A 15,951-nucleotide genomic window follows, 5' to 3' on the forward strand; every position below is an offset into this window, starting at 1 on the left:
CCCAATAGCACGGAGGCAATTACGAAAGCCTTGCCCTTCGTCCTTAACAGAGTCTCAATTCGAGCCGCCTGTATCATTCCGATGCAGGAAGATCTCGGCGATACCAACCGCTACCGCACCGACCGTAATGAAACTGTCGGCAAGGTTGAAGACGGCGAACGACCAGCTTTCGGTGTGGAACAGCACGTAATCCACCACATGGCCATAAACGAAACGGTCGATGATGTTTCCAACCGCACCTGCAATGATCAGCGCGAAACCGAAATGCGCCAGCGTCGGCATATCCTTGCTCGTGCGCCACCACCACAGAATGAAAGCCACGATCGCAAGCCGCATGACGACGATGATCCAGCCATCGACATCCGACAGGAAGGAGAAGGCGACGCCTTCATTCCAGGTGCGGTAGAGCGCCAGATAGGGAATGACCGGCACCGCCTCGCCAAACGGCAGATAGAGTTCCACCGCCAGCTTGATGACCTGGTCGAGCGCTACGAGCAAGAGGATGAAAATCGCCGCCAGAAGCGGTCGCGACAGTGCGGAACGGTCTGCACTCATGCCCGCGGCTCCAGCGCGAGCAGGCGACGGCGGGCCTCGAAAAGCATGATGCCGGTTGCCACAGCCAGATTGAGGGAATCGGCCAGACCCTGCTGCGGAATCCGCACCCGGGTATCGGCGGCCTCGGCAAGCTCGTCGGGCAAGCCAGCCTGTTCATTGCCCATCAGAAGCACTGTCGGCCTGGAACGATAGTCGGCCGTGCGGTAATCGACCGAGCCCTTGAGATGGGTCGCGATGACTTCAACGCCCGCGCCCTGCTTCCATTTCAGAAATTCGGCGACGGAGGCGCGCGCAACCGGAACCGCGAAAACGGAACCCATCGTCGCCCGCACCGTCTCGATCGAGAAGGGATCGGTCGTTTCGCCGATGAGGATGACAGCACTTGCGCCTGCGGCATCGGCCGTGCGGATGATGGTGCCGAGATTGCCGGGATCGCGGACGCGATCAAGTGCCACGATCGTGTCGTCGTGTTTCGGGCGAATATCGACCAGTCGCTTCCAGCGCACTTCGAACAGGCCCACCACCATCTGGGGATTGTCGCGGCGGGTGATCGAGGAAAGGACCTTCTCGCTCACCTCGAGAACGCTGCCGCCGGAGGCGATGGTGCGTGCGGCCGTGGTATCGACGATCGGCTTGCCCTTCGCCGATTTCGCATAGATCAGGGTCCGGATCGTCCAGCCGGCATCGATCGCGTCGACGACGAGCTTGAGACCTTCGGCCAGAAAGGTGCCGCTTTCCTCGCGGTTCTTCTTCTGCGACAGCGCCTTGATATCCTTGATGATCGGATTGGAAAGCGATGTGATTTCCTTGACCTGTCCCGGCCGGATGCTGTCCGTTTCACTGTTTCTGAGCGTCATGGCCGCGTCCATCGGCTGAAGAGGGAGGTCGAAAGGGCCCGGCCGGTCTCGGCAGCCGCAGGCATTTCACGAATGATCAGCTCGCCGGATTCGATGAGGCCGCCCTTGCCGCGCATCGTTTCCATCATCAATTCATGAATGGAGTAGAAGCTTGCGCGGATCGAATAGGCCGTCAACACCAGACCGATCGGCTGCGGGGACAGAAGATCCCGGCAGATATCGAGCATCTTCGGCAGATGGTCGAACAACTGCCAGACTTCGCCCTCCGGGCCGCGTCCGAATTTCGGCGGATCGGTCAGGATAATGTCGTAGTGGTTGCCGCGACGGAGTTCGCGTTCGATGAATTTCATCGCATCGTCGAGAATCCAGCGGACCGGACGGTCCGTCAGCCGGGCGAGACCCTGGTTTTCCTTGCCCCAGCCGATTGCCTTCTTGGATGCATCGACATGGGTGACTTCGGCGCCGGCTGCAGCCGCAATCAACGAAGCAACGCCGGTATAGCCAAAAAGATTGAGCACTTTAGGCCGGTTCTGGCGACGACGGATCTCCTGATCCATCCATTGCCAGTGGACGATCTGCTCCGGAAAGACGCCGACATGCCGGAAAGAGGTCAGACGTCCGAAGAAATCGACTCCCATAAGCTGCATAGGCCATGTCTCTCCCATGGCCGCATGCGGAAAATGCCAGCGACCCAGCCCTTCCTCATCGGTATCGCCGGTGAAGACGGCATCGGCTGCAGCCCATTCGCGCTCTTCAAGCTTCTGCGGCCAAAGTGCCTGCGCTTCGGGGCGGACCACCCGGATCGAGCCATATTGTTCCAGCTTCAAACCGCAACCGCTGTCGAGCAGGCGATAGCCCGCCTCGCCGCTGGTTTCGAGAATGACAGGCACCTTTTCCTGTGGACGATCGCCGGTGCGCGCGGCCATGAAGATCGGGCTGGTTGCCGAAGCCGCGGGCTTTGGCTTGCGCTCGTTCCGCTGTGGTTCCCGCGCTTCTTTCGCCATCGGTCCACGCGACGCCGCTGTGGTGGGCCGCGAAGGCTGCGATCCCGAACGGGGCCTCTGTTTGTTCTTCAAGCTTGCTCTTCTTCTCAAATCTGCGACAAGGGCGTTCAAATAGCATCCTTGCACCTCTTGGCAAAGCGCTTTGAGACTGCATAGCTATGTCGATCGTCGATCCATAAGAAACGAGATGAGGGAGAGTTCCATGGATATGAGTGGAGAAGAGCGTATCGCAGCAAGCCGGGAGACGGTTTGGGCCGCTCTGAACAACCCCAAGATCCTGCGCAAATGCATTCCGGGCTGCAAATCCCTGGAGCGGAAATCGGACAATGAGCTTGTTGCGACCGTTAAGCTGAAGCTTGGACCGGTCTCGGCAACATTCCTCGGCAATGTCACGCTTGAAAACCTCAATCCGCCGGTCAGCTATACGATTTCCGGTGAAGGTTCCGGCGGCATTGCCGGTTTTGCCAAGGGGGGAGCGGATGTCACGCTTGCTGAAGATGGTGACGGCACCATTCTGACCTACACCGTCAAGGCACAGATCGGCGGCAAGCTCGCAATGTTGGGTTCACGACTGATCGATTCGAGCGCCAAGAAGCTGGCAGCTCAGTTCTTCCAGGATTTCAATGAACTGCTGAGCGAGAAAGACTCTGCCTGAGCGGGCAGTTTTTTACTGCAGCCTCAACGTGACGACGCAGACAGAAGCTTCTGCGTCGTGGCATCCTCGATCTTGTTGCGCTGACGATCCGCCTCTTCCCGCCATTTGCGGGCCTCATGGGCTTCGTCCTTAGCGCGTTTGCGATGCTTTCCCTGCGCAAACCAGGTCGCTACCGACCCGATCAGCATGCCAACCACCAGCGCCGCAAACAGAAACAGGAAAAAAGGCAGCGAGACCGACAGAACGCTGTCCTGCGGCTCGAATGGATTAAGCGCCAAAGTCACCAGATGGCGGTTCGCGACTGACAGAACGACCAGCAATATTGCGATCGGTACGATAATCACGATTTTGATCAGACGCATCACCATGGCGCGCTCGTCTCCTGAGATTGTTTCGTCAGCAGTTGGCCTTGTGGGACTCTCTGGACAGTTCCGGACAGCAAATCAAGTGCCTTGACGAATATGGTCCGGGCGAAGGCGAAATGTCGCGATGCGTTCCGCCCGGTGCCGATCTCAATCCTCGTCGTCATCTTCCTCGTCAGCGAGGTCGGGATTGAGCCGTTCGCGCAGCTCCTTTCCCGTCTTGAAGAACGGAACCCACTTTTCCTCAACGAACACGGCATCGCCTGTCCGCGGGTTGCGACCCGAACGCGACGGGCGGTTCTTGACCGAAAATGCGCCAAATCCACGCAACTCGACACGATTTCCGGCCGCAAGCGCATCCGTGATCTCATCAAGCACCGCATTGACGATATTCTCAACGTCGCGATGATAAAGATGCGGATTCTTCGCAGCGACAATCTGCACCAGCTCAGACTTGATCACGAATGCCCCCTCTGACAGTCATGTGGTCTTGTTTTAACGGCCTTCAACCTGCCAAACAGAGACTAGACCGTCAAGCAACAACTTGTCTTCCTTGAGATTTTCGATGGCACTGCTTGATGCAAGCCAACTCAAACCCAGTGAATCGAGAACCTGTTTTGCCACAGAGCCAAACAGGAACGGAGTAGAGGTTCGCGGTGCGGCCCAATCCAGGATAGCGAGATCGGGATCGACCTTACGTTCCTTAAGGTAGGATTTGATGGCCTCCATGCCGCCGAGACTGTCAATCAGCCCGGCGGAAAGAGCCTGGCGACCGGTATAGACGCGACCATCAGCCAGCGACTGCGCCTTAGGACGATCGAGTTTCCGGCGTTCGGCAACGATCGAGACGAACCAATCGTAAGAGTCGAGCACCATCGCCTGAATGGCGCCCTTGGCCTCCTCGCTCGCAGGATGGAACGGCGACGGCTCGGCCTTCAGCGGAGCCGATTTGATTTCCTCAAGCGAGACGCCGAGCTTGTCGAGAAGTCCCTTCACCTGCGGATACTGATAGATTACGCCGATGGACCCTGTAATCGAGGTCTCTCCGGCAACGATATGATCCCCGGCGATGGCGATCATGTAACCGGCAGAGGCCGCAAGCGTGCGGACATCGGAAATCACCGGCTTCTTTTCGCCCACCTTGCGAATGGCTTTGTAGATGGCCTCGCCGCCGTAAGTGGTGCCGCCCGGCGAGGAAATCGAAACGATCAATGCCTTGGCATTGTCGTTCTTCGCAATCTTGTTGATGCGTTCGAGAAGCTCGACATCATCCTGGATCAGGCCGGAGATGGAAATCCGGGCAATATGCGGACTTTGCCTGTCATCGGACAAGGTGCCGCCGTTGGCGCCGATCCAGACCGAAACAATAACCAGAGCGATCAGGATGAAGGCTGCCACGCGCCAGAAAGTCAACTTTCTGCGAATCCGGCGCCGGTCCGCGATATCGCTCATGGTCATGGCCGATACTCCATATCCTGATTGGGTCTTGACCCTAGATAGCTCGCAACGGTTAAGACGCAAGTCAAATCGAACGCCGTTGGCACGCAAACGCATATTATCGCCGGCGGTGATTGTTTTTAATGGTTGCCTTGCCTATTTGTTGTGGTCATGTCGGCCAGAAATAGCGGATAATCATGAACACGATAACAGGCACAGGTCCGGCCCGGCATGATATGTCGGCGCAATATGGGCAGGCGCTTGCCCATTCGCGCCGCGTTCGCCGCTGGAAAATCCTGCTGCCGATCATGGCGCTGGTGATTTCACTAGGCTTTATCGCCGTTTCCTGGGTTCGGAGCTTTTTTCCGGAAAATCTCGAGATTTCCGGCGCCAGGATCGAAAATGGCAAGGTGGTGATGGAAAAACCCGCCATTTCCGGCCGCAATGACAACGGCATTTCCTACTACATGAATGCCGCGCGCGCGCTTCAGGATATCGCCAATCCCAACGACATCATGCTCGAAGACATCGATGCGTCGGTGCCAATCCGCGGCAACCTCATCGCCAGAGTCAAGGCGCTTTCGGCACAGTTTGATCGTTCGAACGACCGGCTCGAACTGACGCAACCGTTTACCGTCAATCTCTCATCAGGGCTCGATATTCATTTCAAGTCCGCCCGACTCGATATTCCAGGGGGAGAAATGTCGACATCCGAGCCGATAGCCATAAAGGCGGAAGGCATGTCGATGGTTGCGAACCAGCTGAATATAACTGATAAGGGCAAAGTGATAAAATTCAGTGGTCAGGTTCGGCTGAACGTCGAACCGGCGCTCGTTCGCAAAATTCAAAAATAAGGTATCGCCCGTCATGAGGCCCTCTTTCGTCCTGACTACCATGGCATGTGCTCTCCTGTGCCTGTCGGCCGTTTCCGCCACGGCTCAGGACCGAACGAGCAAAATGTCCGGCCTCGCTCTTTCCAATGACAAGCCGATCCAGATCGAGAGCGACAATCTCGAAATACGCGATCAGGAAAAGCGCGCGCTTTTCGATGGCAATGTCAGCGTCACGCAGGGAACGACCAACCTGAAGGCCTCAAACATGATCGTCTACTACAAGGGTAGCGGCGATTCGATTTCGAGCGGCAACAGTGGCGACATCGATCGCATCGAGGTCAAAGGCAATGTCCGGCTTGTCTCCGGGACGCAGAGTGCGCGCGGGGAAACCGGCGCTTTCGACATGACCACGGAAATTCTGACATTGAAAGGCAAGCAGGTCGTCCTGGCTGATGGCGCCAATGTTTTTACCGGTTGCAAACTGACGGTCTGGATGAAGAACGGCGAGGCCAAGCTCGAGAGTTGCGGGGGCCGGGTTCGCATTCAGTTGGATCCCAAGTCGCGCAAGACCAACTGACCGGACCTGCATTTCGTGAAGATACCCTTCCTAAAATCCGGCGCGAATGACACACTCGCCCCGTCGCAGATTCCCCCGGAGCAGCTCGAGCGCTATCGGGGCACGCTGATTGCGCGCGGAATCACCAAGACCTATCGTTCCAGGCGCGTGGTCAATGGCGTTTCCCTGATCGTCCGGCGCGGTGAAGCGGTCGGTCTGCTCGGACCGAATGGTGCCGGCAAGACAACCTGCTTCTACATGATCACCGGGCTCATTCCGGTCGACCAGGGAAAGATCGAGATCGACGGGCACGATGTGACGTGGATGCCGATGTACCGGAGGGCCCGCCTCGGCGTCGGGTATCTGCCACAGGAAGCTTCAATCTTTCGCGGCCTGTCGGTCGAGGACAATCTGCGCGCCGTGCTTGAAGTGCGCACGAAGAACAAGACAGAGCGCGAGGACAAGCTGGCCGAACTTCTGGAGGAGTTCTCCATCTCGCATCTTCGCAAGTCGGCAGCGGTGGCACTCTCAGGCGGGGAGCGGCGGCGGCTCGAGATTGCGCGCGCATTGGCCACAGACCCGGCCTTCATGCTGCTCGATGAACCCTTTGCCGGCGTCGACCCGATCTCGGTTGCCGATATCCAGGAACTCGTCCGTCATCTCACCCGACGCGGAATTGGCGTGCTGATCACCGACCATAACGTCCGCGAAACCCTAGGCCTGATCGACCGTGCCTATATCATTCATGCCGGTGAGGTTCTCACGCATGGGCGGGCATCCGACATCGTCAGCAATCCCGATGTCCGTCGGCTCTATCTCGGCGACAACTTCAGCCTTTAGCGGACGATTTCCCGGGCCAAACCAGCGCATTCGAAAGATTGCTTGACCTGGAGGATTTAATAAGCAATTTTTGGGCCAGTTGACTGAAGGCTCTGTGCCTTTGACAGAAGGACGCCCGCGGTCAGCCTATCAGGGAGTATCGCGTCCGCCATGGCCCTATCCGCCAGTCTGCATTTGCGACAAACCCAGTCGCTGGTGATGACCCCGCAGCTGATGCAATCGATTCAGCTTCTGCAGATGACGCATCTGGAACTCAATCAGTTCATTGCACAGGAACTGGAGAAGAACCCGCTTCTGGAAGTCACCATGCCCGGCTCCGACGACGGCGTCGCACCGATGCCTTCGGGTGAAGACAGGTTCCAGCAGGCCGAGACCGGCAGCAATGACAGTGACATCCCATTGGGCGGCCGCCAGACGGAACGGCTGACCGAGGCGCTCGATACCGGCTTTGAGAATGTCTACCAGGATGATGCCGGCCCCCGCAAAGCCGATGCGCCCGAGCTGCTGCAGCAGTGGAAATCAATGCCGGGAAGCCTGGGAGAAAGCGGAGAATCCTACGATCTCGACGATTTCGTCGCGAGCAGGATCACACTCAAAGAGCATCTCACCCAGCAGATCCCGTTTTCCGTCAGCGATCCGGTCGAACGTCTTATCGCCGCCCATCTGGTCGACATGGTCGATGATGCCGGTTACCTCCCGGCTTCCCTGCACGACATCGATGACAAGCTGGGAGCCGATCCGGACCTGATCGAAACGGTGGTGACCAAGCTTCAGATGCTGGACCCGCCGGGCGTATTTGCCCGCTCCCTGAGCGAATGCCTTGCCATTCAGCTCAAGGCCAAGGATCGTTTCGATCCGGCCATGGAAGCGCTGATTTCACATCTCGACCTTCTGGCGAAACGTGATTTCGCGTCGCTCAAGAAAATCTGCGGCGTCGACGAGGAAGATCTGCTTGACATGCTGTCGGAGATCCGGTCGCTCGATCCGAAACCGGGCAGCGGGTTCGAGACCAGCCATTCTGAATCGATCGTGCCCGACGTCATTGTCCAACCCGCCCCGGATGGCGGCTGGATGGTGGAACTCAATACCGATACGCTTCCCAAGGTTCTGGTGAACCAGGACTATTTCCAGAAAGTGTCGACCTCGGTTTCTGCGCAACCGGCCGACCAGGCCTTCCTGTCCGAATGCCTTCAGAATGCGAACTGGCTGACGCGCAGTCTCGACCAGCGCGCCAAGACCATCGTCAAGGTGGCAAGTGAAATCATTCGCCAGCAGGATGCATTTCTGGCGCATGGTATAGGCCATCTGCGGCCCCTCAATCTCAAGACGGTGGCCGAGGCGGTGAAAATGCACGAATCGACGATCAGCCGCGTGACGTCGAACAAATATATGATGACCCCGCGCGGCCTCTTTGAATTGAAATTCTTCTTCACCGTCTCCATTGCCTCGATCGAGGGCGGCGAGGCGCATTCTGCGGAATCGGTCCGCCATCGCATCCGCAGCCTGATTAACGAGGAAACTGCAGCCAATGTGCTGTCCGATGACGATATCGTCGATATTCTGAAAAAGGATGGCGTCGAGATCGCGCGACGAACCGTGGCCAAATACAGGGAGGCGATGAACATTCCCTCATCCGTGCAACGCAGGCGCGAAAAGCGCGCCGTGGCAAAGGCATCTACGGCCTGACTGTGACGCAAGCACTGGAATACCCGTTTTATTAGAAATCTTTTGTGTTCTTTTTGGTTGTCCACATGCCGGCAACTTGACTTTCGACCGACCCGCGAATAGAGCCCGCGGCCATATGAGAATACGTGCAGCGCGGAAAGAAAGAGGCCGAACTGTCCGGCCGTAAGCATGAAACGCTTGGATCGGGCAGCATGATGGAATAAACTGCAGGCAATTGCTCATTGGCGTCACCGGGGGGATGGTCGGCTACACGGGTCTCAGAGAGCCTCAAAAAGTCGAAGGCCGCTTCCTATATACGCTGAAAAGCTGCCTGCCCGGAAGCCGGAAGCCGTTCCGCGCAGGTAACACAGCGGGCTTCCATTTTTGACTGCAGGAAGGAAACCACCATGAGCGTGCGTGTAACCGGCAAGCATATGGATATCGGCGATGCGTTTCGGATGAAGATCTCCGACAAGATCCACGAAGCGATCGACAAGTATTTCGACGGCGGCTTTTCAAGCCAGGTGCTCGTGGAAAAATCCGGTTCGCGTTTTTCAGCAGATTGCAAGATCCATCTCGATTCCGGCGTCCACCTTCATGCGGAAGGCGAAGCCAATGACCCGCAGCAAGCGTTTGAATCCGCTTTCGAACGGGTTGAAAAGCGTCTGCGGCGCTACAAGCGCAAGCTGCGCGATCATCATCATGGCGAAAGCCGTTCGGCACAGGAAGTCGCCTATGCCGTGATCGATTCCCCGGCGGAAGAGGTCGAGGAAGTGGCCGAGGATTTCGCACCAGTCATTATCGCTGAAACCACGAAGAAGCTCTCGACCATGTCGGTTGCCTCCGCGGTGATGGCGCTTGACATGACCGACGAACCAATTCTGATGTTCCGCAAGCCCGGCACAGCCGAGCTTAACATTGTCTACCGCCGCAACGACGGCAATATCGGCTGGATCGACCCGGCAAACATAAAAAGCTAAAGCGGTACTGTAAAAATTTTCGAGGGGAAGAGCCGGCGGCTTCGCCGGCTCGAAGATCCGGGCCGAAAAAGGACAAAATGAATGGCTTTGGCAGACATTTTGCTTACGGAAGGGATTCTTCCGGCGCTTCGCGCGCAGACAAAAAAGCAGCTTCTGATGGAGTTGGCGACCTGCGCAGCGAAGATCACGGGCATTCCGGAGCGGGAAATTTTTGAAGTCGTTCTCCAGAGAGAAAAACTCGGCTCAACCGGCGTCGGCGGCGGCATTGCCATTCCGCACGGCAAGCTGAAATCGCTCGACCGGATCGTCGGCGTTTTCGCGCGGCTGGAAACGCCTGTCGATTTCGAAGCGCTCGATGACCAGCCTGTCGATCTTGTCTTCATGTTGCTCGCGCCGGAAGGTGCCGGTGCCGACCATCTCAAGGCGCTGTCGCGCATCGCCCGCCTTATGCGCGATCAGGACTTGGTGACCCGCCTGCGAGCATCCGATTCGGTGCCGGCGATCGAAGCCTGCCTGAACCAGGAACAGGCATCCAACGCCGCTTGAGCGGCTTTCCGGATCTCTATGAAACCGGGCGGCGTGGCAGCTTCAGGTCAGAAGCCACGCCCAGAAACTCACCGTCAGCGCCCCCACTCCCGTCGTCAGCGTAATTGCCGAGGCTGCCAAAGGTTCGGCTGCCTTGAACTGTGAGGCAATCAGCCAGGCATTGACGCCGGTGGGAACTGAAGCCGTCAGCACCAGCGCAGCTATCCATTCCGTACGCAGGCCGAGCCCGTGCGCCGCCAGAAAGACCAGACCGGGAAGCGCAAAGAGCTTGAGGACTGACACGCTAGCCGCGAGACCGAGATTGCCGGCAAATCCGTAACGCCGCATGGCCATCCCGAGCGAAATAAGGGCTGCCGGGCCCGCAATCGCCGAGATCTGATCGACGAGGATTTTCGGCGGACCGGCCAGTGGCAGGCCGGTAAGATGCCAGAAGACACCGCCCACAATGCCGAACATCAGCGGATTGCCCGTCATGTTGCGCAGAAACGTCTTCAATAGAGTTAAGGGCCCGTCCATGGCCTTGCCGGTATCACCACGTTCAGCGCGCTCCATGAGGACGGAGCTTGCGATCATCATCACCGGCAGATGGATGGCAATCAGGATCGACAGTGCGACAAGGCCATTCGGGCCCACGATCCGGTCGACCAGCGGCAGGCCGATGAAGACATTGTTGGCGAATGCCGACGATACGCCAGCGACCGTGCCGGTGCGCCGATCGGTCCCAAATCCGAAACGGGCCAGACAATGTGCTGCAGTCCAGGTGACCGCGACAGCGGAGAAATAGGCGATCCAGAGCCTGACGGGAAAGGCACCGTGGAAATCCGCTTCCGCCAGCGTCCGGAACAGCAATACGGGAACGGCGAGCTTGAAGACGAACTCGGCCAGTGCATCGCCGGCGGACGGGCGCAGATAGGTTGAGGCGACGAGAAGCCAGCCAACAAGAATCAGCAGGAAGACGGGCAGGACATTTTGTACGACAGCGAGCATAGGGGGTCGCCAAGAGACAGTTTCTCCGGCTATGGCGCCATTTTTGCCGGACGACAAGTTCCATTGGCGCCGGATTGGTTCGTTGACGAAAGAAAAACACTCGTTGTGGAACATCGCGCTTGTTATCATGCAGGCGCAGTGGCAGTTTCGCACCTGCGAAAGGAACCACGATGCTGGACAAGGGCAACAACGATTTCAGGGAACGGATCGAGACTTCGTTCGCGCATCAGGGCGCCATGGCGCTGATCGGGGCAGAATTGACACGGATCCAGAAAGGCACCGTGGAGATTGAACTGTCCTATGATCAGAAACTCACACAGCAGCATGGGTTTCTGCATGCCGGCATCATAGCTGCAGTTCTCGATTCCGCCTGCACCTATGCAGCCTATACGATGATCGAGCCGGAAGCCTCGATTCTCACCATCGAGTTCAAGGTCAACCTGATGTCACCCGGCAAGGGCGACCGTTTTCTGTTTCGCGGCGAAATCACCAAGCCCGGTTCCAACATCATTGTCGCCGACGGTCGCGCCTATTCGATCGGCGATGGACCCGCCAAGCTGATCGCCTCGATGACAGGCACCAAAATGGTGCTGCGCGGACGTGAGGAGCTCGCAGGATGAGCAACCGTATCAAAACTGTCGCTGGTCGCTCCATCCTTTATGTCATGGCGGCGGAAGCCGAATATGGCCCGCATCTGCAAACGCTTTTCACACCGGTCATGACAGGCGTCGGCCCCGTGGAAGCGGCCGTATCGCTGACCCGTGTGCTTACCGAACTCGCTCTCGATGGACGTCGTCCGGATCTCGTCGTCTCGCTCGGCTCGGCCGGATCGGCCCGCCTCGAGCAGACAGAAATCTATCAGGTCACTTCGGTCTCCTATCGAGACATGGATGCTTCACCGCTGGGATTTAAGAAGGGGATGACCCCGTTTCTCGATCTCCCCGCCACCGTCGAACTGCCGTTCCGGGTTAGTGGGATCGAAGCTGCTTCCCTATCCACCGGCGGCGACATCATATCGGGTGACGCCTATAACGGCATCGATTGCGATATGGTCGACATGGAGACATTCGCCATTCTGCGCGCCACCATGGCGTTCGATATTCCGCTCGTCGGATTGCGCGGCATTTCCGACGGCAAGGCGGAACTGCGCCATGTCGGCGACTGGACGGAATATCTGCATGTGATTGACGAAAAACTGGCAAGCGCCGTCAACCGGCTCGAACAGGCGATCCTGTCCGGCGAAATCCTCTAAACGCCGGATTCGCGCGCAGGGCGGGCTTGCGAAAAGGCTCTGTTTTCTTTAAAGGCTCGCCATGACCCAGACAGCCCATCACGACACCATCCTCATCATCGATTTCGGCAGCCAGGTGACGCAGCTGATCGCGCGTCGCGTCCGCGAAACCGGCGTTTACTGCGAGATCCATCCTTTCAATTCCGCGGCGGCCGCCTTCGAGCGTCTGAAGCCGAAGGGCGTGATTTTCTCCGGCGGCCCTGCTTCGGTGACAACCGAAGGCAGCCCGCGTGCCCCGCAGGCGGTATTCGATAGTGGCGTTCCGATCCTCGGCATCTGCTACGGCCAGCAAACGCTATGCACCCAGCTCGGCGGCGTGGTGGAAGGCGGACATGCGGCGGAGTTCGGTCGTGCCGACATTGAGATCAAGGCTTCGAGCCCGCTGTTCGACGGTTTCTGGGAGATTGGCAAGTCCTACCCGGTCTGGATGAGCCACGGCGATCGCGTCACCAAACTTCCGGAAGGCTTCAAGGTCATCGCGACCTCGGAAAATGCACCTTTTGCCATCGCAGCCGACGAAAACCGGCACTACTATTCGACGATGTTCCATCCCGAAGTGGTTCACACGCCGGATGGAGGCAAACTGCTCGCCAATTTCGTGCACAAGATCGTCGGACTGAAGTCGGACTGGACAATGTCAGCCTATCGCGCCGAGATGGTGCGCAAGATCAAGGATCAGGTCGGTTCCGAACGCGTCCTTTGTGCGCTGTCGGGCGGGGTTGATTCCTCGGTTGCAGCGATCCTCATCCACGAGGCAATCGGCGACCAGCTGACTTGCGTCTTCGTCGATCATGGCCTGATGCGCATGAACGAGGCCGACGAAGTGGTCTCGATGTTCCGCGACCATTACAACATTCCGCTGGTCCATGTGGACGCGTCCGACAAGTTCCTCGGCGAACTGGAAGGCGTGTCCGATCCGGAAACCAAACGCAAGATCATCGGCCGGCTCTTCATCGAAGTGTTCGAGGACGAAGCAAAGAAGATTGCCTCCGATGGCAAGGGCGCCCCAAGCTTTCTCGCCCAGGGCACGCTCTATCCGGATGTTATCGAAAGCGTTTCCTTCTCCGGCGGCCCCTCGGTCACGATCAAGAGCCACCACAATGTCGGCGGCCTGCCCGAGCGCATGAATATGAAGCTCGTGGAACCGCTGCGCGAACTGTTCAAGGACGAAGTGCGCGCGCTTGGTCGCGAGCTCGGCCTTCCGGACCGCTTCATCGGTCGCCACCCCTTCCCCGGCCCCGGTCTTGCGATCCGCTGCCCGGGCGGTGTCACGCGCGAGAAGCTCGACATCCTGCGCAAGGCCGATGCCGTCTATCTCGACGAGATCCGCAAGGCAGGCCTTTACGACAAGATCTGGCAGGCTTTCGCCGTTCTGCTGCCGGTGCAGACCGTTGGTGTGATGGGCGATTACCGTACCTACGATTTCGTCTGCGCGTTGCGGGCAGTCACCTCGGTCGATGGCATGACCGCGGATTTCTTCCCCTATGACATGAACTTCCTCGGCCGTGCGGCCACCCGCATCATCAACGAGGTCAAGGGCATCAATCGCGTGGTCTATGACATCACGTCGAAGCCACCCGGCACGATCGAGTGGGAATAAAGCCCTGACGGCTCCTTCGTCTGAAGAGACTATAGATTGCAAAAGAGCGGCGAACCATTTTCGTCGCTCTTTTGTTTTGGGGCGCGTACGGTCTGTCGGAATGAGTGGCAGGATCTGAAAAAAGGGATCTCCCGATCAACAGCATGGCACCGTCGATCAGGAGATCCCACGCAATGACAATGGGGACCATAGCGGGCACAACGGTCGCAAGATGGCATGATCGTCGATGCGCTACTGAGCCCCGTTGAACTGCATCACGAAGTCCGCCTTCGCATCGCCATCGCCGCACATGTGGGTGCTCGATCTTGAACGTTCATAGCGCAGTTCGCCGGAAGCCTTGTGGAAACGCCACAGGATCAAGCAATCCAAACAACGCAAACCCGCCTAGAAAAACAGCGGATCTGTCCGCAGCCTGTTGATGATTGGTTGTCGACGCTTTTCACAGGCTGAGGCAATCAATCCCTTGTCCGGCTTTGAGCAATCCATTTCTGGCTCGCGGCATCGCATTTTTGCTTTGCTTCCTCTAGAATTGCTGCGGCTTCATCTTTGCGTGCCAATTTACCAAGCGCCTTGGCGGCGAGAGTGTATCCTTGCGCCTTTGTCGGCCGCAAACTCCTGAGTATCTCACAGAATTTCAGGCTTTCCTCAAATCGTCCCTGACGGATCAAAAGGCTAGCTGCATTCCGGTGAAACTCTGGCAAACCGCTTGCAGACGCGCGACTTCCGATTTTTTTCAACAGTTCCTCCGCAAGAGCAAACTGCTTTTCATCGAAGGCTGCGTTGAACTGTCCAACCAATGTTTGCAAATCGTCAAGTGCCCGGCCAGTGCCCTCAGCAAAGCTGGCGATGATGGTGGCAATGAAGCCACCCGCCACGTGCCTGAGATCGTTATTCCAGACTGATGGGGACTTGGTCAGCATGACACGTTCGTAGCTCGGCACATATTTAAGTCGATCATCCTGCTGGCAGAGCAGACCTACAGCCGATCGGATCGTCGATTTGGAATACATGTTGGCGATCAGAATGTCCTGGCTCGTCATCGTGCGCGCAAGGGGAACAGGCGAAACGGTAAACGCGATCTGTTTTGCACCGCGGGAAAGCAAGAGATCGGCGCACTCCTTGAGCATTGCGTAACATTGGTGAAAATCAATATTGACGAAGCTGAACCGTCCCGGATGTGCAGAAGCCATCGCTTTGTCGGGCATGTTTTGGATGAACATGCCTGTCAACTCATCAAACCAGGCCTCTGTAAGGCCGGGCGTAATAATGATGAGATCACAATCGAAAAACATCTTATGGGTGTCGAAAATCTGCTGACGACGTTCGAGGAATCTTTCTTTCGTTACCGCCACCGGGCTCGATAGCTGCAAGTCGAGGTACCGCCCGTCCGGCATCTCGTAGGCCATTTTGTCGACCAGATCCCAGGAAACCGACCCGCCAGCATCAATGATTTCGCTCACCCAGCGAATTTCTTGAAAGATCGAGGCAACCGTATATTTGTTGAGGATCCCTTGCGGGCGTTCACGCGCGCCAGCTTCCTCTATCGGTGCGGTAAAAGCGAGCACTGGAACATCATAGCCGGCTTCCCCGAGATATTCCTCGATATTGCGTGCAAAGCAGCTACCGATGGTCATCACTCGGGCACCCTCGGTCAGCGAAATTCCGCAGTCAAATGAAGGCGATGCGACAGGCTCCAACCGACCCGATTCGCGATCTGGAAATTTGGCAAGTTTGTTTCGGCTGGTGGTGCGGACAGCATCTTGATAACTGAGTTTCATGGGTA

Annotated in this window: 18 protein-coding genes; 10 read left to right on the plus strand and 8 right to left on the minus strand. The window is 57.6% G+C overall.

Annotated features, from left to right (window positions below):
• Positions 1-54 precede the first annotated feature (54 nt).
• The 3 genes from lspA to Q4481_RS16885 are packed head-to-tail and all read right to left on the minus strand — an operon-like array spanning position 55 to position 2,488.
• Complete coding sequence (gene lspA / locus Q4481_RS16875) at positions 55-555, minus strand: signal peptidase II (RefSeq protein ID WP_304377570.1); 501 nt, start codon at positions 553-555, stop codon at positions 55-57.
• Positions 552-1,412: a TrmH family RNA methyltransferase gene (locus Q4481_RS16880; RefSeq protein ID WP_304377571.1), complete on the minus strand. Its 861-nt coding sequence runs from the start codon at positions 1,410-1,412 to the stop codon at positions 552-554. The genes lspA and Q4481_RS16880 overlap by 4 nt, the downstream gene beginning before the upstream one ends.
• On the minus strand, positions 1,409-2,488 hold the full coding sequence (locus tag Q4481_RS16885; protein WP_354542201.1) for a class I SAM-dependent methyltransferase: 1,080 nt from the start codon (positions 2,486-2,488) through the stop codon (positions 1,409-1,411). The genes Q4481_RS16880 and Q4481_RS16885 overlap by 4 nt, the downstream gene beginning before the upstream one ends.
• Positions 2,489-2,618: 130 nt before the next feature.
• Here Q4481_RS16885 and Q4481_RS16890 point away from each other — a divergent pair, with 130 nt between their 5' ends.
• Positions 2,619-3,071, plus strand: coding sequence for an SRPBCC family protein (locus Q4481_RS16890; protein ID WP_304377573.1), 453 nt, complete (start codon positions 2,619-2,621; stop codon positions 3,069-3,071).
• A 23-nt stretch (positions 3,072-3,094) separates the two neighbouring features.
• Here the strand turns inward: Q4481_RS16890 and Q4481_RS16895 are convergent, their stop codons facing one another.
• From Q4481_RS16895 to sppA, 3 genes are all read right to left on the minus strand, one after another.
• Entirely contained in the window at positions 3,095-3,439 is a 345-nt protein-coding gene (locus tag Q4481_RS16895; RefSeq protein ID WP_304377574.1) for a DUF1049 domain-containing protein, read from the minus strand.
• A 144-nt stretch (positions 3,440-3,583) separates the two neighbouring features.
• Positions 3,584-3,895 (minus strand): integration host factor subunit beta, encoded by a 312-nt coding sequence (locus tag Q4481_RS16900; protein ID WP_304377575.1) that lies wholly within the window; start codon positions 3,893-3,895, stop codon positions 3,584-3,586.
• A gap of 33 nt (positions 3,896-3,928) precedes the next feature.
• A complete protein-coding gene (sppA, locus tag Q4481_RS16905) occupies positions 3,929-4,891 on the minus strand; it encodes a signal peptide peptidase SppA (RefSeq protein ID WP_304377576.1) in 963 nt (320 codons plus the stop codon).
• Positions 4,892-5,064: 173 nt separating this feature from the next.
• Here sppA and lptC point away from each other — a divergent pair, with 173 nt between their 5' ends.
• The 6 genes from lptC to ptsN all read left to right on the plus strand — a co-directional run bounded on the left by lptC (position 5,065) and on the right by ptsN (position 10,290).
• Positions 5,065-5,724: an LPS export ABC transporter periplasmic protein LptC gene (lptC, locus tag Q4481_RS16910; RefSeq protein WP_304377602.1), complete on the plus strand. Its 660-nt coding sequence runs from the start codon at positions 5,065-5,067 to the stop codon at positions 5,722-5,724.
• 13 nt (positions 5,725-5,737) lie between these two features.
• Positions 5,738-6,280: an LptA/OstA family protein gene (locus Q4481_RS16915; protein WP_304377577.1), complete on the plus strand. Its 543-nt coding sequence runs from the start codon at positions 5,738-5,740 to the stop codon at positions 6,278-6,280.
• 69 nt (positions 6,281-6,349) lie between these two features.
• Positions 6,350-7,099: an LPS export ABC transporter ATP-binding protein gene (gene lptB / locus Q4481_RS16920; RefSeq protein WP_304377603.1), complete on the plus strand. Its 750-nt coding sequence runs from the start codon at positions 6,350-6,352 to the stop codon at positions 7,097-7,099.
• Between the two features lie 198 nt (positions 7,100-7,297).
• Complete coding sequence (rpoN, locus tag Q4481_RS16925) at positions 7,298-8,785, plus strand: RNA polymerase factor sigma-54 (RefSeq protein ID WP_377352884.1); 1,488 nt, start codon at positions 7,298-7,300, stop codon at positions 8,783-8,785.
• A 386-nt stretch (positions 8,786-9,171) separates the two neighbouring features.
• On the plus strand, positions 9,172-9,744 hold the full coding sequence (gene hpf / locus Q4481_RS16930) for a ribosome hibernation-promoting factor, HPF/YfiA family (protein ID WP_304377579.1): 573 nt from the start codon (positions 9,172-9,174) through the stop codon (positions 9,742-9,744).
• Positions 9,745-9,825: 81 nt separating this feature from the next.
• The gene (gene ptsN / locus Q4481_RS16935; RefSeq protein WP_304377580.1) at positions 9,826-10,290 is read left to right on the plus strand and encodes a PTS IIA-like nitrogen regulatory protein PtsN; all 465 of its coding nucleotides are present in this window, start codon (positions 9,826-9,828) and stop codon (positions 10,288-10,290) included.
• 42 nt (positions 10,291-10,332) lie between these two features.
• Here the strand turns inward: ptsN and Q4481_RS16940 are convergent, their stop codons facing one another.
• Positions 10,333-11,277: an AEC family transporter gene (locus tag Q4481_RS16940; RefSeq protein ID WP_304377581.1), complete on the minus strand. Its 945-nt coding sequence runs from the start codon at positions 11,275-11,277 to the stop codon at positions 10,333-10,335.
• A gap of 170 nt (positions 11,278-11,447) precedes the next feature.
• On the opposite strand from Q4481_RS16940, the gene Q4481_RS16945 reads away from it, so the two are divergent.
• The 3 genes from Q4481_RS16945 (at position 11,448) to guaA (ending at position 14,168) form a co-directional block, all read left to right on the plus strand.
• Positions 11,448-11,897 (plus strand): PaaI family thioesterase, encoded by a 450-nt coding sequence (locus Q4481_RS16945; protein ID WP_304377582.1) that lies wholly within the window; start codon positions 11,448-11,450, stop codon positions 11,895-11,897.
• Complete coding sequence (locus tag Q4481_RS16950) at positions 11,894-12,529, plus strand: 5'-methylthioadenosine/S-adenosylhomocysteine nucleosidase (RefSeq protein ID WP_304377583.1); 636 nt, start codon at positions 11,894-11,896, stop codon at positions 12,527-12,529. Before Q4481_RS16945 ends, Q4481_RS16950 begins: the two co-directional genes overlap by 4 nt.
• 61 nt (positions 12,530-12,590) lie before the next feature.
• Positions 12,591-14,168 (plus strand): glutamine-hydrolyzing GMP synthase, encoded by a 1,578-nt coding sequence (gene guaA / locus Q4481_RS16955; protein ID WP_304377584.1) that lies wholly within the window; start codon positions 12,591-12,593, stop codon positions 14,166-14,168.
• Positions 14,169-14,623: 455 nt separating this feature from the next.
• Here guaA and Q4481_RS16960 read toward each other — a convergent pair whose 3' ends face one another.
• Entirely contained in the window at positions 14,624-15,946 is a 1,323-nt protein-coding gene (locus Q4481_RS16960) for a GSCFA domain-containing protein (protein ID WP_304377585.1), read from the minus strand.
• Positions 15,947-15,951 lie beyond the last annotated feature (5 nt).

Source organism: Fluviirhizobium alvei (assembly GCF_030551875.1).
Classification (GTDB): domain Bacteria; phylum Pseudomonadota; class Alphaproteobacteria; order Rhizobiales; family Rhizobiaceae; genus Rhizobium_E; species Rhizobium_E alvei.

Excerpts from the sequence above, each read along its gene's own strand:
- Q4481_RS16915 (WP_304377577.1), top strand. The coding sequence starts at position 5,738 with ATGAGGCCCTCTTTCGTCCTGACTACCATGGCATGTGCTCTCCTGTGC.
- Q4481_RS16895 (WP_304377574.1), bottom strand. The coding sequence starts at position 3,439 with ATGGTGATGCGTCTGATCAAAATCGTGATTATCGTACCGATCGCAATA.
- sppA (WP_304377576.1), bottom strand. The coding sequence starts at position 4,891 with ATGACCATGAGCGATATCGCGGACCGGCGCCGGATTCGCAGAAAGTTG.
- guaA (WP_304377584.1), top strand. The coding sequence starts at position 12,591 with ATGACCCAGACAGCCCATCACGACACCATCCTCATCATCGATTTCGGC.
- hpf (WP_304377579.1), top strand. The coding sequence starts at position 9,172 with ATGAGCGTGCGTGTAACCGGCAAGCATATGGATATCGGCGATGCGTTT.
- ptsN (WP_304377580.1), top strand. The coding sequence starts at position 9,826 with ATGGCTTTGGCAGACATTTTGCTTACGGAAGGGATTCTTCCGGCGCTT.
- rpoN (WP_377352884.1), top strand. The coding sequence starts at position 7,298 with ATGACCCCGCAGCTGATGCAATCGATTCAGCTTCTGCAGATGACGCAT.
- Q4481_RS16945 (WP_304377582.1), top strand. The coding sequence starts at position 11,448 with ATGCTGGACAAGGGCAACAACGATTTCAGGGAACGGATCGAGACTTCG.
- Q4481_RS16960 (WP_304377585.1), bottom strand. The coding sequence starts at position 15,946 with ATGAAACTCAGTTATCAAGATGCTGTCCGCACCACCAGCCGAAACAAA.
- lspA (WP_304377570.1), bottom strand. The coding sequence starts at position 555 with ATGAGTGCAGACCGTTCCGCACTGTCGCGACCGCTTCTGGCGGCGATT.
- Q4481_RS16950 (WP_304377583.1), top strand. The coding sequence starts at position 11,894 with ATGAGCAACCGTATCAAAACTGTCGCTGGTCGCTCCATCCTTTATGTC.
- Q4481_RS16890 (WP_304377573.1), top strand. The coding sequence starts at position 2,619 with ATGGATATGAGTGGAGAAGAGCGTATCGCAGCAAGCCGGGAGACGGTT.
- Q4481_RS16940 (WP_304377581.1), bottom strand. The coding sequence starts at position 11,277 with ATGCTCGCTGTCGTACAAAATGTCCTGCCCGTCTTCCTGCTGATTCTT.
- Q4481_RS16880 (WP_304377571.1), bottom strand. The coding sequence starts at position 1,412 with ATGACGCTCAGAAACAGTGAAACGGACAGCATCCGGCCGGGACAGGTC.